16 protein-coding genes are annotated in these 21,089 nt (G+C 69.9%); 6 read left to right on the plus strand and 10 right to left on the minus strand.

The window, feature by feature from the left end; all coding sequences use genetic code 11:
* The first annotated feature begins 1 nt into the window (after position 1).
* Positions 2 to 1,960 (plus strand): threonine--tRNA ligase, encoded by a 1,959-nt coding sequence (thrS, locus tag KO353_RS14280; protein ID WP_218285449.1) that lies wholly within the window; start codon positions 2 to 4, stop codon positions 1,958 to 1,960.
* Positions 1,961 to 2,022: 62 nt separating this feature from the next.
* A complete protein-coding gene (infC, locus tag KO353_RS14285; RefSeq protein WP_218285450.1) occupies positions 2,023 to 2,544 on the plus strand; it encodes a translation initiation factor IF-3 in 522 nt (173 codons plus the stop codon).
* 381 nt (positions 2,545 to 2,925) lie between these two features.
* Here the strand turns inward: infC and KO353_RS14290 are convergent, their stop codons facing one another.
* On the minus strand, positions 2,926 to 3,933 hold the full coding sequence (locus KO353_RS14290) for a hypothetical protein (RefSeq protein WP_218285451.1): 1,008 nt from the start codon (positions 3,931 to 3,933) through the stop codon (positions 2,926 to 2,928).
* Positions 3,934 to 4,080: 147 nt separating this feature from the next.
* Between KO353_RS14290 and KO353_RS14295 the strand changes: the two genes are divergently transcribed.
* From KO353_RS14295 to KO353_RS14310, 4 genes are read left to right on the plus strand one after another with little or no spacing between them, the layout of a single operon-like run.
* Positions 4,081 to 6,354 (plus strand): hypothetical protein, encoded by a 2,274-nt coding sequence (locus KO353_RS14295; protein WP_218285452.1) that lies wholly within the window; start codon positions 4,081 to 4,083, stop codon positions 6,352 to 6,354.
* Entirely contained in the window at positions 6,351 to 7,418 is a 1,068-nt protein-coding gene (locus KO353_RS14300) for an OmpA/MotB family protein (protein WP_218285453.1), read from the plus strand. Before KO353_RS14295 ends, KO353_RS14300 begins: the two co-directional genes overlap by 4 nt.
* Positions 7,415 to 8,854 carry an EH signature domain-containing protein gene (locus KO353_RS14305; protein WP_218285454.1) on the plus strand — a complete coding sequence of 480 codons (1,440 nt, stop codon included), beginning with the start codon at positions 7,415 to 7,417 and terminating at the stop codon, positions 8,852 to 8,854. Before KO353_RS14300 ends, KO353_RS14305 begins: the two co-directional genes overlap by 4 nt.
* Positions 8,851 to 11,739 (plus strand): DEAD/DEAH box helicase, encoded by a 2,889-nt coding sequence (locus KO353_RS14310; protein WP_218285455.1) that lies wholly within the window; start codon positions 8,851 to 8,853, stop codon positions 11,737 to 11,739. The genes KO353_RS14305 and KO353_RS14310 overlap by 4 nt, the downstream gene beginning before the upstream one ends.
* A 42-nt stretch (positions 11,740 to 11,781) precedes the next feature.
* Here the strand turns inward: KO353_RS14310 and KO353_RS14315 are convergent, their stop codons facing one another.
* The 9 genes from KO353_RS14315 to KO353_RS14355 form a co-directional block, all read right to left on the minus strand.
* Entirely contained in the window at positions 11,782 to 12,102 is a 321-nt protein-coding gene (locus tag KO353_RS14315) for a DUF4387 domain-containing protein (RefSeq protein WP_218285456.1), read from the minus strand.
* A 2-nt stretch (positions 12,103 to 12,104) separates the two neighbouring features.
* A complete protein-coding gene (locus KO353_RS14320) occupies positions 12,105 to 13,493 on the minus strand; it encodes an acyclic terpene utilization AtuA family protein (RefSeq protein WP_218285457.1) in 1,389 nt (462 codons plus the stop codon).
* 92 nt (positions 13,494 to 13,585) lie between these two features.
* The gene (locus tag KO353_RS14325; protein WP_218285458.1) at positions 13,586 to 14,569 is read right to left on the minus strand and encodes a sigma-54 interaction domain-containing protein; all 984 of its coding nucleotides are present in this window, start codon (positions 14,567 to 14,569) and stop codon (positions 13,586 to 13,588) included.
* A 25-nt stretch (positions 14,570 to 14,594) separates the two neighbouring features.
* A complete protein-coding gene (locus KO353_RS14330; protein ID WP_218285459.1) occupies positions 14,595 to 15,620 on the minus strand; it encodes a C45 family peptidase in 1,026 nt (341 codons plus the stop codon).
* The gene (locus tag KO353_RS14335; RefSeq protein ID WP_218285460.1) at positions 15,617 to 16,609 is read right to left on the minus strand and encodes an ABC transporter ATP-binding protein; all 993 of its coding nucleotides are present in this window, start codon (positions 16,607 to 16,609) and stop codon (positions 15,617 to 15,619) included. The genes KO353_RS14330 and KO353_RS14335 overlap by 4 nt, the downstream gene beginning before the upstream one ends.
* Entirely contained in the window at positions 16,606 to 17,577 is a 972-nt protein-coding gene (locus KO353_RS14340) for an ABC transporter ATP-binding protein (RefSeq protein ID WP_218285461.1), read from the minus strand. Before KO353_RS14340 ends, KO353_RS14335 begins: the two co-directional genes overlap by 4 nt.
* A complete protein-coding gene (locus tag KO353_RS14345) occupies positions 17,574 to 18,464 on the minus strand; it encodes an ABC transporter permease (RefSeq protein WP_218285462.1) in 891 nt (296 codons plus the stop codon). The genes KO353_RS14340 and KO353_RS14345 overlap by 4 nt, the downstream gene beginning before the upstream one ends.
* A complete protein-coding gene (locus tag KO353_RS14350; RefSeq protein ID WP_218285463.1) occupies positions 18,461 to 19,468 on the minus strand; it encodes an ABC transporter permease in 1,008 nt (335 codons plus the stop codon). Before KO353_RS14350 ends, KO353_RS14345 begins: the two co-directional genes overlap by 4 nt.
* Positions 19,469 to 19,478: 10 nt before the next feature.
* A complete protein-coding gene (locus KO353_RS14355) occupies positions 19,479 to 21,038 on the minus strand; it encodes an ABC transporter substrate-binding protein (protein ID WP_218285464.1) in 1,560 nt (519 codons plus the stop codon).
* Positions 21,039 to 21,089: the final 51 nt, after the last annotated feature.

The following is a 21,089-nucleotide window of genomic DNA, read 5'->3' on the forward strand; positions in this document are numbered from 1 at the left end:
AATGCCCGCGCTCACCCTGCCTGACGGTTCGGTCCGCTCCTTCGAGGGCCCCGTCACGGGCGCGACACTCGCGGCGTCGATCGGGCCGGGCCTCGCCAAGGCCGCGATCGCCATCATGGTCGATGGCGAGCTGTGGGACCTCTCCCGCCCGATCGAGCACGACGCCACCGTCCGGCTGATCACCCGGAAGGACCCCGAGGCGCTCGAGCTGATCCGGCATGACTGCGCCCACGTTCTCGCCGAAGCCGTGCAGGCCCTGTTCCCCGGCACGCAGGTGACGATCGGCCCGCCGATCGAGAACGGCTTCTACTATGACTTCGCGCGCGACACGCCGTTCACGCCCGAGGACTTCCCCGCGATCGAGGCGAAGATGGCCGAGATCATCGCCCGCGGCGCCCCGTTCGAGCGGATCGTCACCACCCGCCACGAGGCGATCGCCCTCTTCGCCGCCAAAGGCGAGAAGTACAAGGTCGAGCTGATCCAGGACCTGCCGCGCGGCGAGACCATCACGCTTTACCGCCAAGGCGAGTGGATCGACCTCTGCCGCGGCCCGCACATGCCGACGGTGGGCCATGTGGGCGATGCGTTCAAGCTGATGAAGGTCGCCGGCGCCTACTGGCGTGGCGACCATCGCAACGCGATGCTGACGCGGATCTACGGCACGGCCTGGCGCGACCGGGGCGAACTCGAGGCATACTTGCGCCAGCTCGAGGAGGCGGAGCGGCGTGACCATCGGCGCATCGGCCGCGCGATGGGCCTGTTCCATCTCCAGGAGGAGGCGGTCGGGTCGGTGTTCTGGCACCCGAAGGGCTGGCGGCTCTGGCGCACGGCTGAGGCCTATCTGCGCCGCCGGCTCGAGGCCGCCGGCTACCAGGAGGTGCGGACACCGCAGCTCGTCGACCGGGCGCTGTGGGAGGCCTCGGGACACTGGGAGAAGTATCGTGAGCACATGTTCGTCGCCGAGGTGGAGGACGAGCGGGAGAAGGGCCGCGTTCTCGCACTGAAGCCGATGAACTGCCCCTGCCACGTGCAGATCTTCAACACCACCGTCCGCTCCTACCGCGATCTGCCGCTCAGGCTTGCCGAGTTTGGCGCCTGCCACCGCTACGAACCCTCGGGCGCTCTGCACGGCATCATGCGCGTTCGCGCCTTCACGCAGGACGATGCGCACATCTTCTGCGAGGAGAGCCAGATCGCCGAGGAGACGGTTCGGTTCGTCGAGCTGCTTGCAACCGTCTACCGCGACTTCGGTTTCCCGAGCTTCCGCGTGAAGTTCGCCGACCGCCCCGCCGTTCGTGCCGGAAGCGACGCGACCTGGGACCGTGCCGAAGCGGCGCTGAAGGAAGCCTGCCGGATCGCCGGGGTCGGCTACGAGCTCAATCCGGGCGAGGGGGCGTTTTACGGGCCGAAGCTCGAGTTCGTGCTGCGCGATGCGATCGGTCGCGACTGGCAGTGCGGCACGCTTCAGGTCGATTTCGTTCTGCCCGAGCGGCTCGATGCCGTCTATGTCGCGCCCGACGGCTCGCGCCGGCGGCCGGTGATGCTGCACCGGGCGATCCTCGGCAGTTTCGAGCGTTTCCTCGGGATCCTGATCGAGCAGTATGCGGGGCGTTTCCCGCTCTGGCTCGCGCCGCTTCAGGTCGTGGTCGCGCCCATCACCTCGGAGTTCGACGGCTATGCAAAGGAGGTCGCGGCCGCCTTCGCCGCCGCCGGGCTTGCGGTCGAGACCGACCTCTCGACGACGAAGATCACCGCCAAGATCCGCGAGCATTCAGTGGCGCATGTGCCGGTGATCGCGGTGGTCGGGAGGAGGGAGGCGGAGTCGCGCTCCGTGGCGCTGAGGCGGCTCGGCGGCGAGGCGCAGACGGTGCTTCCCCTGGCGGAGGCGGTCTCGACGCTCGCCGCGGAGGCGACGCCGCCCGACCTGCGGGCACCGATGCCGGTTGAAGCCGCCGCCTGATGTGCCCATTCTCAACGTCGTGTGACAACGGCAAGGAGGCCTGAGCCATCGCCCGTCCGACCATGGTGGCGCCGCCGACCCGCGAGGGCCCGCGCGTCAACGAGGAGATCCGAATCCCCCTGGTGCGCCTGATCGGCAGCAACGGGGAGATGATCGGCATCATGCCCACCCGCGAGGCGCTTCATCGCGCAATGCAGGAGGGGCTCGATCTCGTCGAGATCTCCCCCGGGGCCGACCCGCCCGTGTGCAAGATCCTCGATTTTGGCAAGTTCAAATACGAGCAGCAGAAAAAGAAGAGCGAGGCCCGGAAGAAGCAGAAGATCGTCGAGATCAAGGAGATCAAGGTCCGCCCCAACATCGACGATCACGACTATGACGTGAAGCTTCGGCAGATGAAGAACTTCATCGCCGAGGGCGACAAGGTGAAGGTGACGCTCCGGTTCCGCGGCCGCGAGATGGCGCATCTCGACCTCGGCATGAAGGTGCTCGAGCGCGTGAAGGCCGAGCTCGAGCCGGTGGCGAAGGTCGAGCAGATGCCGCGGATGGAGAACCGGCAGATGGTGATGGTGCTGACGCCGCGCTGACCGCGGGGTCGGGCCTCGCCCCCGGCGGCGGCGCCGCGATGTATCCGTGAGGTCTTCCGGCGTAGGGTGCCGCTCGCGAGGTGTGGCGGGCGAACGCACGGTCGCTGGGGTGTCGGTCTCTTTTCCAGGGTCCTGGAAACAGCGGAGCCGGGCACGGGCCTTGTGGCCCGTCACTTGCGCCCTGATCATTCCGCCGCATCCAGGCGCGGGCGAGGCTCATTCCGGTCGGTTCCGAAACAGGTAGCTGGCGCTGACAGCACTAGAGCGGTTTCCAGATGAGTGGAAACCGCTCTGGCCTTGTCTTGCGAGCATCTTCACGCATACGGCTGTTTCCAGCCGTATGCGATCTGCTCTAGGCGCGAGCAGGGGACACCCTGCCCGCTAGCGTGGCAGGCGGCGAAGCCAGGCGATGTCACGATCCTGCTCGCCCTTGTGCGATAGCAGCGCTTCCCAGCCGCCGCCTGCAAGCGCGCGCGCATAGAGACGACCGGCATCATCTTCGCCTGTGCTGACGTGCCGCTCCCACCACCCCTCGGTGCCGCGGAGCTTCGTCCAGGACGGAGGAGGGCGAGCCGCGCTCTCCGCAAGCTCGCGCAGCGCGCGATAGAAGCTCGCGCGGTCGCGGAACTCGCCGCTCGCCACCACGATGCTGTCGCGGAGCAGCCGGACCCGAGGCAGTAGGCTCTCAAGCACGGTCGCGATCTCTTCCTGCAATCGGCGGGCGAGGCGGGGCGAAGCCGGGGCCGGGGCCGGTGCCGATGCATCGTCTGGGGCGCGCGGAAGCGATCCGTGCCCTTGCCGTGTCAGTTCCTCTCGCGCTCGGGCAAGGTCCGCCTCCAGTCCGGCGAGTCGTTCCGCCAAGTTGGCGGCCGTGCTCGCGTCCTCCTTGAGCCGGGCGACCTCTTCCCGAAGTGCCGCCGCTTCCGCTCGCGCCCGATCGAGTTCCGCTCGCACCAGGCGAGCGCGCAGGTCCTCTCGCGCCTCGTCAGAAGGACCGGCTGCCGAGGGATGCGCCCCAAGGCTTCCCTCGACCAGTGCGGCAAGGGGGCGTCCGGTTGGCGGACGGACGACGCGCACGAACCAGTCGGCGTCGAGCCCATCGACAGGTTCGCCGAGCCAGGGGCCGCTGCGCAGCACCTCGAGACCGGCCCTCCGCAGACGCGTCTCGGCGGCGTCCCGGTCGGCGACCGAGCCGGCGATCAGCACCCAAGCCTCTTCGACACCCTCGATGATCGCCCACCGGCGCGCAGGTCCTGCCGGCGCGAGCGAGCCGTCGGCCGGGAGGCACTCGGATGGCGCCACGCCGGGGGCGCTGACATCGATCGTGTCGCCTGGTCCGACCGGAAAGGCGAGCCCGCGCCAGACAGCAGCCGGGCGGCCATCGCGCAAGCGCACCATCCTGCACCTGCGTTCCTCCAGAGCCTCGCCTCCGGCAAAAACGCGGATCAGTCGTGCTGGCAGGAGGTGTCGTGCACGAGCGTTCGGTTCTTCACCTTTAACACTATGTTGCAATATGACCTCCATCACGTAGAACCCATGCAGACGTTAGCGAGCATTATCACCAAGCCGTGGGTTATTGCCTCCCTCATCGGCATCCTGGTGATGTGGGCGGGGGGGTCGGCAGCGAAACTTTATCTCGGCACGCGGAGGCTGTCGCGGGAGCTGACGGACGCACGACGGCAGATCGAGGCGGCCGGGGACATCTTGGGCTTCGCCGCCAACTTCGAGCAACTTTCGGCGGAGCTCGAAAACAAGCCCTTCCTCGGCCCGCGCTGGCGCGAGTATCGCGAAGCGCTCCTTGTCCCGGCGCAGGTGAATCGACCGGTCCGCTCGACCGCGCAGGCCAGTCTCTGGTTCGACAGCGCCCAGCTCCTCCGCGCGGCAGGCGTTGATTCGCGCTACCACGCCGCGCTGCCGAACCTCCTCGTCGGTACTGGGCTTCTCTTCACCTTCCTCGGGCTCGCAGCGGCGCTCAGCACCGCAAGCGGCATCGTCGAGGCGGGCGCCTCGCAGGAACAGCGCAACGCCGCGCTCGAGCAGCTGCTCGCGACCGCCTCGTTCAAGTTCATCACCTCGCTCGTGGGACTGGGGCTCTCCATCGCCTACGCACTCCTGCGCAAGAACCGCCTGAAGCGGATCGACATCGAACTCGACCGGTTCCTCGCCGCGCTGGAGAAGCGGCTGCCCCTGATCACCCCGGCGCAGCTGCAGGAGGAGGCCAACCGGCTGCTTGAGAAGCAGAACGACCGGCTCGAGACCTTCTCGACCGAGCTTGCCGTCAACATCGGCACGGCTTTCGACAAGGCGTTCGACCAGCGCCTCGGCGAGCATATCGGCCCCCTTACCGAGGCGATGCAGAAGCTCGCGGGCAATGTGTCCGAGCGCAGCGAGAGCGCGATCGAGACGATGCTGACTGCCTTCCTCGAACGCCTGCAGGGCGGCACGGGCGATCGGATGCAGCAAGTCGCCGAGAACCTCGGCGCTCTGGGGGCGCGTCTCGAGGGCCTGCAGGCGGGTCTCGGCGAGGCTGCGGTCCGCATGGCCCAGTCGGCCGACGCGATGGCGGCACGGATGGGCGAGGGGGCGGAGCAGGCCCTAAGCCGCATCACCGACCAGATGGGCGGTCTTGCCGAGGTGCTTCGCTCTATCGCGGAGCAGACGAAAGGTGCTGCGGCCGACGCCGGGGCCAATTTGTCGGCGCGCATCGAAAGCGCTGCGGAAGAGTTCCAAAGGTCAGCCCGTGAGGTTGCTGACACCATGGCCCAGGCGATGGACGCGATGCGGCGCCGGATGGGCGACGAGGCGGAGGCCGCCACGGCGCGCCTGTCGAAACAGCTCGAGGCGATGGTCGGCGAGCTACGGTCGCTTGCGGAAGCGAGCCGCTCGGCAGGGGCGGAGGCGTTCGAAGCGCTCGCGAACCGGATCGCCGCCGCCGCCTCGGGGTTCGAAGCGACCGCCGCGAACGTCGCGAGGGTGATGGAGCAGGCTGGGGAGGCATCCGGTGGTGCCCTCGGGCGAGGGGCGGAGGACGCGGTCAGGCGCATCGCCGAGGCGACGGAAGGCATGCGCGCGGAGCTTCGGGCCATGCTCGAGGAGCTGCGCCAGAGTGTGAGCGCTGCCGGGGAGACCGTCCGCACGAGCGCTGCCGCCGGGGGCGAGGTCCTGCGCGGGTCCCTGGCGGAGGCTGCAGCGACGCTCGCGCGGGCAGCTGAGCAGGTCGAAGCGTCCGGGATCGCAGCCGGCAGGGCGGTGCGGGAGGGCGGCGAGGCAGCGGCTGGCCGGTTCGAGCAGGCATCGATTGCCCTCGCCGGACGGATCGAGGGGCTCGGCGCCGAGGCAAGGCGTCTCGGCGAGACGGTCCATCGCGTGGCGGACAAGGTCGCGGAGCTTGAACGTGCTGCCCAGGCCGCCGCTTCGCCGTTGGTTGCGACGGCGAGCGACCTCAAGTCGGCCGGAGCCTCCGTCGCGGAGGCGCTGCAGCCGCTGCGTACGGTCGCGCAGGGCTTACGCGACCTGACCGAGCAGGTTGCCGGCGCCGTGTCGCGGCTTGAAGCAACCCAGACAGCGGGCGCGCGCCTGATGGAAGCCATGACACAAGCCGCCGCGCGCTTCGATGGCGTGGACCGCGACCTTGCGCGCACGCTCGACCGGCTTCAGACCGGCCTCCGAGGCTTCACCCAGGAGGTCGGGAATTTCGTCGAGAAGACCGACACCAACCTCGCGAAGGCCGCGACTCATCTCAGCAGTTCGGTGAAGGCGCTCGAGGATACGCTCGCCGATTTCCTTAGTGAGATGAGGACGCCTCGATGACGCCGCGCACCACATCCGAGCCTAACGAGGAGGGAGGAGAAGGCTATTTCGCCTCCGTCAGCGATCTGATGGTCGGGGTCCTGTTCGTCTTTCTCCTTATGCTGACCGTCTTTGCCCTGAATTTCCGGGCTGCGGAGCAGGAACAGATGGTTGCGCTCGAGCGCTACCAGCGGCTTCGCGTCGAGGCCGACGAGATGCGGCGCCGCGCCGAGGAACAGGAGGCCGAGGCACGCCGGCTTGCTGACGTCGTTCGGCTCGCGCTCGCGGACGCCGAGCGCGCGCGTGACGAGGCGGAGCGGCAGGCGGCTCTGGCGCGACTTGCGGAGGCGGAAGCACGACGGCAGGAGGAGCTCGCGCGCGAGCGTTCTGCCGAGGCGGAGGCCCTGCGTGCGCGGAACGAGCGCCTGCGGCTTGCGCTCGATGCGGCGATCGCGAGGCTGCAGCGCGAGATCCGCGAACGGGAGGAGGCGCGCAGCGAGCTCCTCGTTCGCCTTGCGGAGTCGCTCGCCGCGGAGGGGGTGAGCTTCCGGATCGATCAGCAATCGGGGGTGCTGCGCCTGTCGGAGGACGTGCCCTTCGCTGTCGGTCGGTCTGATCTCACCGACCGTGCGCGTCGTACCGTCCGCGTCCTCGCCGAGGTCCTCGCCCGCATCCTGCCCTGCTTTGCCGCTGGAGCAGAACGTTTCGGATGCGGCCCGCGCGACGCACCGATCCTCGAGACGGTCCTCATCGAGGGCCACACAGATCAGCAGGGCTTCGCCACCCTCACCGCGCAGCAATCCGTTCTCGAGAACGATCGCCTCTCCGCCGCACGCGCGCTCAGCGTCTTCGCCGAGCTTCGGCGTCTGCAACCTTCCCTGGACGATCTGCGCAACAGCGAGGGCATTCCGCTGCTCGGCCTCTCCGGCTATGGCGAGCGCCGCCCTGTCGCGCCGGGCCTGACGGAGGAAGCCTTCGCCCAGAACCGGCGGATCGATCTGCGGTTCGTTCTCTCCTCACGGACCTCGGAGGATGTGCGGCGCCTGATCGAGGAGATCGACGCCGTGCGCCGCGTTGCGCCATGAGCCACACTCGCGAGGCGCTCAGGCGGCTCGACGCCAGCCTGGCGCGACTGACGCGCGTTTCAGCGTTTCAGATCAAGGCGGAGAGCGCGCGCCTCGTCGAGAAGCTGCAGGCCACCGACCTCGACCGCAAGGCGCCGACGGAACAGGCCCTCGAGGCGCTGCGTCGTCGCCTCGCAGCGTTCTATGCCGGAGAGGACCCTCACCCGCCGGCACGGTGGGAGCTGCGGCAGGCGGTATGGCTGCTGTGGAATGGCTCGCCGCAGGGCGCGGAGATCGAGGGCTTGATGCAGGCCGTCGCCGCCGCCGCGAATGGTTCCGCGAGGCTGGCGCTCTCGCTCATTGAGGCGTGGCTGCGCGACTTCGTTGCCGCGAGCAGGACGGTCGCTGCCGGCGGCGTTGCGATCAAAGAGCTGCTTGCCGCCGCGGGGGACCCCCGTCTGCAGGCTTGGCGCGACGGGCAGCACCGGTTTGCGCTGTTCGACGCGGCCGAGGGCCCGGGGCGGGTCGCGCGGGCGCTGCTGTCAGGGCCGCAGTCCGTGGCCGAGGTGCTTAACGCTGCCGGGCTCGATCATCCGTTCCGTGAATCCGGCGGCTACATGCGCGCGGTGCTTCGGGAGCTTCTCGTCAAACTACCCTCTGGCCTGCGCAGCGCGGCGGCGGAAGCGACGCTCGTTCGCGCTCTCGAGGTTCTGGCGCCCGGCGGCACTCTCCGCTTCGGCTCCGAGCTGCGCGGCGAGATCGCACGCAGCCTGCTCGCCGCGTGGCTTGACGGCGGGCCTGAGCCTGCCCCGGCCATGCGCGACCGCGTGCGTGACTTCCTCCTCCGCCATCTCGGCGACCCGCGGACGCGCGAACCCGACTGGATGCCGGTCGGCGAGGCGGCAACCGCGCTGATGCGACGATGGCTCGCCCGGCTCTCGCTCGATGCCTTCTTCGACCTGATCGCCGAGCATGCGCTCGACCGTCAGTGGCGGTATCGCCGCGCGTTCTGGTCGGCCTGCCTCAAGCGCGGTGCGATCGCGGATGCCTGGATCGCACTCGGGCCGGCTTTGGTGTCTTCCGCACGCAGCATGCGTGATCTTGCGGGGAGCTACGGGCGGCTCGTCGGCGCCAACGTTGACCGAAACCACGCCGTCCTCCTGATGCGCATCGGCCCGCTCGTGCTGTGCGAGTGGAGCCATAACGGCAAGCTCCGGGCCTGGCCGGCGGAGTGGAGGAACGCACCCGCTTTGCACAAGGCGGAATATTCCCGCGACGATCTGACCGGGCTGGGGCTTCCCTTCCCGTCCAATCCGGCGACGGGATCGGGCGGATCCACTGACGGCTCGGGGCTTGTCCATAGCGGGTCCGAGCGCGGCATCTGGCAGGGGAGCGTGGCAGAACTGCTCGCCCGCAGGGCGCGTTTCACGATCACCCCGGCGGAGTGGACGCCATGACCTCGCTGGCCTTCACCCATGTCGTTTCTCCGGCCTGGACGGAGGTGCGGCTGGAGCGTCGGGGCACGCCTGTGCCATTCGAGGCTTGGGCGACGGAGGCGCCGCGCAACCTGCTGCCGGGGGTCGACCTCGCGCATCGGCTCATCGCCGCCGAAAGCGCGATCGCGGACGCTGAGGTCCTGCTCATCGAGCACCGCGCGATCGCCGGGCTGACGGCGCGCGAGGCGGCCGCGCTCGGCCTGCCGCCGGCGACCGACCTGCGCGCCGTGATTGAGGGAGACGGAAACATCGCCCTCCCGGGTTTCCGGCTGTCCCTGACCTGGCAGCGCGTGACCGGGCAGCCCGTGCTCGGAGCCGGGCGTGTTGGTGCTTGGCTTCGCGTTGGCGGAGCGTGGCGGCGTCTGCCGTCGACCTTGTTCGAGGTCGCCGAAGCCGTTGACCGCCTTGCCGCCGTGCCAGCAGACGACATGGCTGGCCGGTATGCGGCGATCGCCGCTCTGCGCGAGGTCCTGCCCGAGGCCGAGCGTGGCGGCGAGGCCTCGGCGCGGGGACTGCTTGGGCGCATCACGATCGTCCAGGCGGACGCGTTTTCCCTCGATCTCAAGGGGGAGGGCGAGTCGCTCACGCTCGTTCCGATTCTCCATCGAAGCGGGGGTCCGGCGGGGGAACCACTTCTGCCCCCCGACAAGCAGCATGCCTTCGGCGAGGACCAGTTCCAGCGCTTCAGTACGGCCCGTTCTGTCTACACCCTAGGGGACGGCTGGTTCGTCGTGCTCGCGCCGCCGCTACGACGCGCTCTGTCCGAGCTGCGCCGCGTCGCGTCCGCGCCCGCCGCCACGCGACGCGCCTTCGCTGCCGCGCCGCGTGCATTCCTGCGCGAAGCCCTCGGCGACGAAACGGACGCGACGGTGGTCGAGCAGGTCTTCCAGGAAACCGAGGCGTGGTCTGACCGAGTGATCGGGCTCGGGCTCTGGACCAAGCGCGTCGTGCCGTGGGTTCCGCTCGCGCCGACCGATTGGTTCGGCCCCGAAACCGGCGCCGCAGGCACGCCAACGCGACCAGCTTCCCCCGGTGTCGGGATCGAGGTCGACGGGCGGCCGATCCCGCTCGGACAAGACGAGATCCTGGAGCTTCAGTCTCGGATCGAGGCGGCGATCGGAGCGGGGGAGGAGAGCGTCTCTTTCTGCCGAGATGGCGAACGAATCGCCATTCCCGCCACCCACGAAACGCTCGCCGCACTGACCAGGGCGGAAGCCGCTCTGGTTCGATCGCGGGCCGACCGGGCGGTTGCCGCGACCGCGCCCGAGGCACTGATCATCAAGCCGAACGAACAGGAGGTCGAGCTCGAAGAGGAGGTCGCGCCACCCCGCCCCGCGCCGGCTCCCGGCCCCCCCGCGACGCTCGTCACGATGCCGAAGCCGCATCAGGCCGAAGGCATCGCCTGGCTGCAGCGAGCCTGGTCCAGGGGCTTGCCCGGCGTCCTGCTCGCCGACGACATGGGGCTGGGCAAGACGCTGCAGGGCCTCGCCTTCCTCGCCTGGCTGCGGGACGGAATGCGAGCAGGGATCGTCCCGCGCGCCCCGGTGATGATCGTCGCCCCGACCGGCCTGCTCGAGAACTGGCGCGCCGAACATGACCGTCATCTGGCAACACCCGGCCTGGGCCGCTGCCTCGCTGCCTACGGCCAGGGCCTTGCAGCGATCCGGCACCGCGAGGGCGACGGGCGGCCGGCGCTCGATGTGCACACGCTGAGCGAGGCGGACTGGGTTCTGACCACCTACGAGACGCTGCGGGACTATGACCGCGACTTCGGCCGCGTGCGCTTCGCCGCTCTGCTCTTCGACGAGGCTCAGAAGATCAAGAGCCCCGGTGTGAGGCTGACGGACGCCGCTAAGGCAATGCAGGCTGAGTTCCGCGTCGCGCTGACCGGAACCCCGGTGGAAAACCGGCTTGCCGACCTCTGGTGCATTGTCGACACCGTTCACCCGGGCTGCCTTGGCGACCTCAAGTCGTTCAGCGCCCGCTATGAGCGCGTGACGGACACCGAGGCGCTGCGGTGCCTGCGCCGCAGCCTCGACAGCGACATCGCGGGGCTGCCGCCTCTGATGCTGCGCCGGATCAAGGAGGATCGCCTTCCCGAGTTGCCGCCGCGGGAAGAGCGCATCCGCGCCGAGCCGATGCAGGGCGCCCAGCTTGCGAAATACGAAGACGCGCTCAAGGAGGCGCGCGCGTCGGCGAGGCGTGGCGGGGCGCTCGAGGCGCTGCAGCGGCTTCGGACCATCTGCCTGCATCCGGAGCCGGACGCGTCGGTCGACGACGAGGCATTCATCTCCGCTTCCGCCCGGCTTCGCATGGCGATCGCTGCGCTCGACGAGATCGCCGCGAAAGGCGAGCGTGCGCTCCTCTTCCTCGACGATCTCGACCTTCAGGCGCGGCTCGTTGGCCTGTTGCAACGGCGCTACCGACTCCCGTCGCCACCGATGGTGATCAACGGCTCGGTCGACGGGGCGAGCCGCCAGGCGCGGGTTGACCGCTTCCAGGCCGCCGATCGCGGCTTCGACGTGATGCTGCTCTCACCGCGCGCCGGAGGTGTTGGGCTGACGCTCACGCGTGCGAACCACGTGATCCATCTCTCGCGCTGGTGGAACCCCGCGGTCGAGGACCAATGCACAGGGCGTGTGCTCAGAATCGGCCAAACCCGCCCCGTCACCATCCACATCCCGATGGCGGTTCTGCCGGACGGCAGGCGATCGTTCGACGAGAACCTGCATGCGCTGCTGGAACGAAAGCGGCGCCTGATGCGGGAGGCTCTGTTGCCCCCGGCCGCGACCGAGGCGGAGCGGGCGGAACTCCTCGAGCAGACGCTCAGCGGGTCGACAGGCTAAGTCGTCGAGGCTGGGGAAACATCCGGCTGCCCTGCGTCCAGGCTACGGCACCTCGAGATCGAGCAGCGGAGCGTATTGCTGGCTGCCGAACACGTCCCGCTCGCCCGGCGATCCGGAGGGGCGCTCGCGGCGGATCGTGAACTTGATCGCGTTCGCCGGTTCGAACACGACGAAGTCGGTGAGCCGGTCCGGCGTGACGCGCAACAGCCGGCACACCACCTCGGGCGTGATCACCTTCGCGTCGCGCACGCGCTCGAAGCTTTCGCGCTCCCGGAAGATGATGTCGAAGGTGATATGGTCCACGCCCGCATTCTTGCTTCGGACGGTGGAGGCGAAGTCGCGCAGGGTGGCGATGTTGCGCATAGTCAGGCGGCCTTCCGGGTGGTGCCGTCGATGGTGAGCAAGCGCGTCCGGAACAGCTCCGTGGCGCTCGCCACCGGAATGACGTGATTGAGGGTCCATTCGTAGCCCGGCTTGCCGGCCAAAACCTCGTCGCCCATCAGGGCGGCGGCACCTGCCGTGCCCTTCACCTCTGGCAGACGGGCGTAGAACAGGTTGCGGGCGGCGAGTGCGCAGATCTCCTCGGCGCGCTTGGCGTCGCTGCAAAGGGCCTCGACGACGATGCCGAGCTCGTGCGGGTTCGCGGGCGGGGAGGGGTCCATCGGGCCCATCACGCCGTCACGCCCGTAGAGATGGTAGAACACCTGCCAGCCGCCTTCCTCCGGCGTGCCAAAGCGTTCGGCGAGCCGCGCGCGCGCCCAGGCGATCGCCTTGTCGATGTTGGCGATCATGTAGGGATCGCGCATGCCGACGATGGCAAGCCGACGCTCGCCGACCTTGCCCGCGCCTTCGAGCTTCGCCATCGGCTGCGCTGCCGGTACCCAGCGCGCGCCGCTTGCGCGCGTGGTCTTCGCGTCGAGCTGCTCGTAACGACACTGTGACATGTCGACGTAGCCGGAGAGGACATGCTCGCGGAACGGATCACGACGCTCGTACATCGCGTGGCTCGCGAGCGAAGCCGGGGTGCAGCGCTGGCCGGGGTGAAGCGCGGTGATGCGGATGTCGTCCTCGGCGACCCGGCCGAAGATGCTCTCCTTGCCCATGAAGGGCTCGCAGCAGAAGGAGGCGCACTCCATCAGCTTGCCGGCGTAATAGGCGGTCGCTTCGGAGATGCCGGCGTTCAGGATCGGGGCGGCGAAGAGCGCGCAATCCGAGGCGCGCCCGGCAATTACCACCTCCGCACCGGCGCGCAGGGCGGCGGCGATCGGCTGCGCATCCATCACCGCAACGATCCGGTCGGTGCGCTCGATGAGCGCGCGATCCGCGTCAGCCCGGCCATCGAGGCCTCTCACCCTCGCCCCCGCGGCCATGCGCGACAGAACCTCCTCGCGCGACAGCTCCGAATAGATCGCCGCGAGGCTGAACGGCGCGAGCCCGTGCTGTGCCGCGATGTCGCGGATCAGCCGGACATACTGCTCGACGCCCCGGTCCGTGCCTGTGTCGGAGGCTGAGCCCACGATCATCGGCACGCCGAGGCGACGCGCGGCCAGGAGCATGATCTCGAGATCGTGCCGCTGCCAGGCCTCAGGGCTTGCCTGGCTGTCGGCGCCGAGCGGATAGGGGCCGATGTCGCAGGAGCCCGAGTCGGCGACGATCACGTCGGGCTTGAGCTCGACGCCGGCGAGGAAGCTCGCCTTCTCGAGGGGCGTGAAGCCCAGGTGCCCGGTCGGGCAGAGGATGGTGATCTCGGCCATGAGTGGGGTTGACCCTTCCGATCGCTGTGCTGGCGCGGGCGCCGTTGCATGCTTTGTGCCAGCAAGCGCTCGGGCGGGCGCGGCCCACCCCGTCAGGCAGCGGGGACCATGCCGAGCTTCTGCATCTGGTGGCGAAGGGCGTGGCGCGAGAGGCCGAGGCGCGCCGCCGCCCGGCCGTGCCGGAAGCCGGTCTCCTTCAGCGCCGCTTCGATCAGGGCGCGCTGGAACGCCTCTGTCGCCTTGTGGAAGCCCTGCTGCGGCAGCCGAGCGTTCTCGACCGAGGAGACAGCCGGCGGAGAGCGCCCCTCCACCTCGCGCAGGATCCGGTCGGGCAGGTGGCGCACGCGCACCCAGGGGTCGGTCTCGAGGATGGCGATCCGCTCGATCAGGTTCTCGAGCTCGCGCACATTTCCTGGCCAGGAATAGCGGCGGAAGATGTCGGCGACCGCCGGCTCGAGCCCCTTGATAGCGCGGCCGCAGCGCGCGCCGTGTTGCTCGAGGAAGGCCGAGGCGAGGAGCAGCACATCGTCGCCGCGCTCGCGCAAGGGCGGGATGTTCACCGGCACCACCTGCAGCCGCCAGTAGAGGTCGTCGCGGAAGCGCCCGGCCCTGACCTCCGACAGCAGCACCTTGTTTGTCGAGGCGACGAAGCGCACATCCACGCTCGTTTGCCGCACCGCGCCGAGCCGGCGGAAGGCGCGTGTGTCCATCAGCGTCAGCAGTTTGGCCTGAAGCTGCAGGTCCATCTCGCGGATCTCGTCGAGGAACAGCGTGCCGCCGTCGGCCGCCTCGATCAGCCCCTGCTTCGCTCGGGCGGCACCGGTGAAGGCACCGCGCTCATGGCCGAACAGCTCCGATTCCATCAGGCTCGCCGGGATCGCGGCGCAGTTGACGTCCACGAACGGCTTCTGCGCGCGTGGCGAGAGGCGGTGGATCATCCGCGCCACCAGCCCCTTGCCCGTCCCGGTCTCGCCGTAGAGCAGAACCGTCCGCGCGGGGCTTGTCGCGATCCGCGCGATCAGGTCGCGCAGCGCACGGATGCTCTCGTGCTCACCGAGCAGCTCGGCATAGGCCATCGCCAGGCACCTCCCGGCGTGGAGATTACGCCGAGGCGTGCACTTCGCGCCATCCTCGGCCGTCAGCGACGCAACGTGCCCAGCGGGTGGAGCAGGGTGGGCCGTCGGCGATCCAGGCGGAGCGGTCGCGGCAGTTCCACACCGCGCCGGCAAGGGTCGGCGAGGGGTCGGGGGCGTGGCGGCACAGCGGCTGTGTGGCGAGCAGGGCGCGCGGATCGCACGCAGGGTCGGCGGCCAGAGCGGCCTCAAGCACGGCAAGCCGTGCGGTCGAATGGGAGGGGGGAGGGAGCGGATCGGGAGCCGCGGTGAAGTGGTTGGTCTGCGCCACCCAGGCGCCGCGCCGGATGTCGACGCGCCGATGCCGTAGCTCCACCGCCGCCGCAGCGCCAGAGGCATCGCCTAGGACCAGCGCCCCGCCACCCGCATGCGGCAGGGCGGCGATCTCGGCGAGCGCCTGCTCGACGGAGGTGCAGCGCGCGAGCAGCCGGGACATCAGGAAGTAGCGGAGGATGCCCGGTCCATGGTCGGCGGTCGCGATCTGCGTGTCGGCCACGGCGAGACCGTCGCTGTTGATCCCCGAGGAGAAGGCGCCAGGAGCGCCCAGCGAGCCGAGGCAGAGCACGGCGCCCCCTCCCCAGGCCGGGTCACGATGCAGGAACAGGCGCTGCAACGCCCTGTGCTCGGGCCGGAAGTCGCGGTTCTTCGCCACCACCCCGAGCGAGGAGAAGGCAGAGCAGCCATCCCGATCGGCGGGCGTTCGGGCGAGATCGGCGAGGCAGCCGAGATGCAGGAACGCGAACACCTCCTCCGGGTCGAGGCCGAACCCGTCGGCGATGCCTTCGATCTCGGCCAGCGCCTCGGGGGCGAGCCGCGACGTCGCCTCGCGCTGCGCGTCGAGGAAGCGCCGTGCTCGCGCGTCCGGCGCCAGCCCCTCCGCGAGCCGCCCGCGGATCGCCTCGCGCACGGCCCCTGCCATGTCGGGGCAGGCCTCCGCCTGGCCGCGGCCGCGGGCATAGGCGTCGCCGCTGAGGGGTACGAGAAGCGCGCTCACCCGACACCGCCAGCGTGCACGTGGCAGGCGGCGCGGTGGCCGTCACCGAGGTCGGCGAGCGCGGGCGCCTCGATCAGGCAGCGCGGCCCGGCGAGCGGGCAGCGCGGGTGGAAGGCGCAGCCGGGGGGCGGGGCGAGCGGCGAGGGCAGTTCCCCGGCAAGGGCGCGCTGCCTCGCCTCGCTCGGGGCCGTCATACGCGGCACGGCGGCGAGCAGGGCGCGGGTGTAGGGATGAGCGGGGCGGGAAATCACCGCATCGCGCGGCCCCTCCTCGACCACGCCGCCGAGATACATCACCGCGATCCGCCGCGCGAGATGCGCCACCACAGCAAGATCGTGGCTGATGAAGAGCAGCGTCAGCCCGAGCTCGTCCCGAAGCTCCCGCAAGAGCGCGAGCACCTGCGCCTGAACCGAGACGTCGAGCGCCGAGACGGGTTCGTCGCACACCACGAACTCGGGCTTGAGGATGAGCGCGCGGGCGATGCCGATGCGCTGCCGCTGCCCGCCCGAGAACTGGTGCGGATAGCGGTCAAGATGCGCGCGCGCGAGCCCGACACGGTCGAGCATCGCGAGGATCCGCGCCTCCGCCGCCGCCCCTGTCCCGCCGCCATGCAGCGCGAGCGGCAGGGAGAGGATCTCGCGCACCGTCCGCCGCGGGTTCAGCGAAGCGTAGGGGTCCTGGAAGATGATCTGCATCCGCCGCCGCAGCGGCCGAAGCGCGTGCTCAGGCAGGCTGCCGATCTCCTCGCCCGCGAAACGGATCGAGCCGGCCGAGAGCGGCTGAAGCCGGATCAGCACGCGCCCGAGGGTGGATTTGCCGCAGCCCGACTCGCCGATCAGCCCGAGCGTTTCGCCGCGCGCGATCGAGAGATCAACCCCGGCGACCGCGCGCAGGGTTCGGCCGGGGCGGCCGCGCAGCCGCTCGAGGAGCGGGGCGGGAAGGTGGAAGCGGCGTTCGACGCCGCGTGCCTCGACGAGCGGCGCGTTCATGCGAGCTCCGCGGCGCGGATACAGCGCGCGAGCCGCCCTGGGGCGGCCGGGGCGAGCGGAACCGGTCGCGCGCAGTCGGGGGTCGCGAGCGCGCAGCGGTTGCGGAAGCGGCAGCCCGTGTCGACGCGCGCGAGGTCCGGCACCTGGCCAGTGATCGGGTGCAGCGGCCGGTCAGGGTCCTCAAGCCTCGGCAGGCTCTCGAGCAGGCCGCGCGTATAAGGGTGCCGCGGTGCGGCGATCACCTCGCGCGTCGGCCCGGTCTCAACCACCTGGCCCGCGTACATCACCATCACGCGCGCGCAACGCTCCGCCACAAGCGCGAGATCATGGGTGATCAGCGCCATCGCAAGCCCGCCCTCGCGACGCAGATCGTCGAGCAGGTCGAGCACCTGCGCGCGCAGCGTCACGTCGAGCGCCGTGGTCGGCTCGTCCGCCACGAGCAGGCGCGGCCTGCCGGCGAGAGCGATCGCGATCATCGCCCGCTGCCGCATCCCGCCGGAGAACTGGTGCGGATAGTCGTCGAGCCGCTCTGCCGCCGCCGGAATGCCGACCTTCTCGAGCAGCGCCACGGCTTGCGTTCGAGCGGCGCGCTCGCTCCGCGCAAGCCCGTGCGCGACCAGGGTCTCGCAGAGCTGCTGGCCGATGGTAAAGGCGGGGTTGAGGGCAGAGAGCGCGTCCTGCATCGCAAGCGCCATCTCCCGCCCGCGCAGGGCCCGCAGCTCGGCATGAGAGAGGCGACGGAGGTCGCGCCCGTCGAACCGGATCTCGCCCTCGACGACTCTCCCGGGCGGCCGGATCAGGCCGAGGATGGAGAGGAAGGTCACGCTCTTGCCCGACCCGCTCTCGCCGACGACGCCGAGCGCCTCGCCTGCGTCGATCGAGAGATCGACCCCGTCGGCGGCCGCGACCGGACCGCGTCGTGTCGGAAACACGGTGCGCAAGCCCCGCACCTCGAGCAGCACGCTCATGCCTGGTGCAGCCTCGGGTCGAAGGCGTCGCGCAGGCCCTGGCTTGCGAGGTTGATGGCAAGAACGAGGGTAAGGATCGCAAGCCCGGGCAGCGTCGAGACCCACCACGCATCGACCAGGAAATCGCGCCCATCCGCGACCATGTTGCCCCAGGACGGCGTGGGCGGCTGGACGCCAAGGCCAAGGAACGAGAGCGACGCCTCGAGGATGATCACGTAGGCCATCCGGAAGGTCGCGACGACGAGCACGGGCGAGAGCACGTTCGGAAGGATCTCGCGCAGCATGATGTGGGCGGAGCCGCAGCCGAGCGCCCGCGCCGCCTCCACATAGTCCTGCTCACGCGCGGCGAGCGTCTCGCCGCGCACAACGCGGCAGGCGAACACCCATTCCTTGTAGACGAGCACGAGGACGATGTTGTGGAAGCCGGGGCCCATCATCGCCATCAGCCCGATCGCGAAGATCAGGTAGGGAAAGCCGAGCAGCGTATCGACGAGCCGCGAGATCACGACATCGGCCCAGCCGCGCAGATAGCCGGCGGCGAGGCCGAGCAGTGTTCCCAGCACTGCGGCGATGCCGATCACCAGGGCCGCCACCGTGAGCGAGACGCGGGCGCCGTAGAGGAGCCGAGACAGGATGTCCCGGCCGAGACTGTCGCAGCCGAGCGGAAAGGCCCACTCCCCCCCCTCCTGCCAGACGGGTGGCTGCAGCCGGCGGAACAGGTCGGCGTCAGCGGGATCGTGCGGAGCGATCAGAGGCGCAAGCAGAGCCACAAGAACGAACAGCACGATCACGACCGCCGCAGCGAGCGCCGTGCCGTTGCGCGCGAAGCGCTCGAGCCCGAGCGCGAGCGGCGAGAGGGGCCGCTCCTCCGCCACCGCCACCGTCACAGCCGAACCTTCGGGTTGAGCGCCGTATAGGCGAGATCGGCGAGGAAGTTCAGAAGCACATAGGTGACGGCGTAGAGCAGCACCGCCGCCTGAACGAGCGGGTAGTTGCGCGCGAAGATGCTCTCGACGACGAGCCGCCCGAGCCCCGGCCAGCCGAACACCGTCTCGACGATCATGTTGCCGCCCAAGAGCGATCCGGTCTCGATCGCCGCCACCGTCACCACCGGGATGAGCGCGTTCTTGAGCGCGTGCCGCCACAGCACGCGGCGGCGGGAGATGCCCTTCGCCTCGGCGAACATGATGTAGTCGCTCGTCAGGACCTCTGCCATCGAGCTGCGCACCACGCGGGCGAGCAGGGCCGCCGTCGGCAGGCCGAGCGTGACCGCTGGCAGGACGAGATGCCGCAGCGCCGCGGCGAAGGCATCGGGCCTGCCGGCGAGCAGCGTGTCGACGAGCAGGAAGCCGCTGACGCGCGGGACCTCGAGGTCGAACGGCGTCCGCCCGCCCACGGGGAACAGCCCCAGAGTGACGGAGAAGAGCAGGATCAGGAGGATGCCGAACCAGAAGCCGGGCAGCGACACGCCGAACAGCGAGGCCGCCGACAAGGCGCGGTCGAGCCAGGTGTCCCGCTTCACCGCCGCCGCGACCCCGAGCGGGATCGCGATTGCGATCGCAAGCAGCATCGCCGCAAGCGTCAGTTCGATCGTCGCCGGCAGGCGTTCGAGGATCACCTCGATGACCGGCCGGCGGTGGAAGAACGAGATGCCGAAATCGCCGACGAGCGCATTGCCGAGAAAGACGAGGAACCGCTCCGGCAAAGGCCGATCGAGGCCGAGGTCGCGTCGGAGCTGGTCTGCCTGTTCCGGTGTCGCGCGCGAATCGGCGAGCATGATCTCGACCGGGTCGCCCGGCGTCAGCGTGATCATCAGGAACACGATCACGCTGATGCCGAACAGAACGGGAAGCGTCTGCAGCAGACGCTCGACGACGCGCGACGCCGTCATCGCACGCTGTTCAGCCGACGATTCGCACCCGGTGCAGGTTGATGCGGGAGTCGGCCTGGGGCCGCCAGTTGGCGATCCGGCGGGAGACGCCGTAGATGTCCTGCGGCAGCCACAGGAAGATCCACGGCGCCTGCTCGCTCACGATCCGCTGCGCCTCGCGGTACATCCGCGCGCGCTCGGCGCTGTCGGTCTCGGTTTCGGCCGCATCGAGCAGCCGGTCAACCTCCGGATTGGAGAAGCCCGCCGAATTGCCGCGCCCGCCGGTGCGCAGCGTCGGCACCATGATGTCGGAGGGGTCGAGCGCGCCGTTGCCCCAGGAGGTGAGGAACATGTCGCGCTCGCGTCGTCGCTCCGGGTTCTGCCACATCGGCGTCAACACCGCGCCTTCCCAGACCTGGGCGCGCACCCTGAGCCCGGTGCGGGAAAGGAGAGCGGCGATCGCTTCGGCGATCTCGCGCAGCGCCGCCACCGTGTCGATCACCATCTCCGTACCCTCCGCCACACCGGCTTCCGCGAGCAGGGCGCGGGCGCGCGCGAGGTCATGCTTGTATTCGGGCAGATCGGGGTTGAAGGCGAAGGCGTCGGGGCTCATCACGCCGCGAAGCGGTGTCGCGGTGTTGCTGAGGATGCGGCTGATGATCGCGTCCTTGTCGAGGGCGTGGTTGAGCGCCCGGCGCACCCGAACGTCGGTGAAGGGCGGCTTGGCGTTGTTCATCGCCACGAAGAAGGTGCGCGTGCCGTTCACCTTCATCACCTGGGCGTTGCGGGAGGCGTCGACCTGTCGCATGGCCGAGGCCGGGAGTTCGGCGATGATGTCCACCTCCCCCGCGAGCAGGGCGGCGACGCGCGCCGCGTTCTCCGGGATCACGCGGAAGATCGCCCGGTCGACCTGCGCCGGGCCGGCGGGCGGGATCTCGGGGCTGCCGCCATAGTAGTCAGCGAAGCGTTCGAGGATCACCGCCTCGCCCCGCCGCCATTCCGCAAGCCGGAACGGGCCGCAGCCGTCGGGGCGGCTCTGCATCCCCTCCTGGCCCACCCGCTCGACATGGCGCCGGTTCACCACCTCCTGGAAGGGCAGCATGGCGGGCAGGATCGGCCAGGGCGCGCGCAGGATCATCCGCACGGTGTGTTCGTCCACCACAACCGTGTCCTCGAGCGGGCCGAGCAGCCCCTGGCGCGGGCTCGTCTGCCCGCCCATCGCGTTCGGCTTCGACAGCCGGTCGAAGGTGAACTTGACGTCCTCGGCCGTGAGCGGATCGCCCGAGTGGAAGCGGATCCCCTGTCGGATCCGGAACTCGTAGGTGCGCGCATCCACCTGCCGCCACGACTCGGCGATCTCGTTGCGGATCCGCATCTCCGCGTCGCGCGTCAGAAGCCCGTCGTGGATGTTGCGGATCACGTTCTGCGTTTCGCGGTTGCGGTGGTTGGCGGGGTCGAGCGTGAGCACATCCGTCGCCACCCCGACGCGCACTTCGCGCGGGCGAGGTTGGGCGAACGCGGCGGGCGAGGTTCCGGCTGCTGCTGCGGCGGCCCCGATCCCTGACAGAAGTGCGGTGCGTCGTGTGATCATCTTCATCCTCTCCCTTCCGGCCCTAATCGGGCCGCCAGTGCTGCCCGGGCG

The organism is Elioraea tepida (assembly GCF_019203965.1).
Classification (GTDB): domain Bacteria; phylum Pseudomonadota; class Alphaproteobacteria; order Acetobacterales; family Acetobacteraceae; genus Elioraea_A; species Elioraea_A tepida.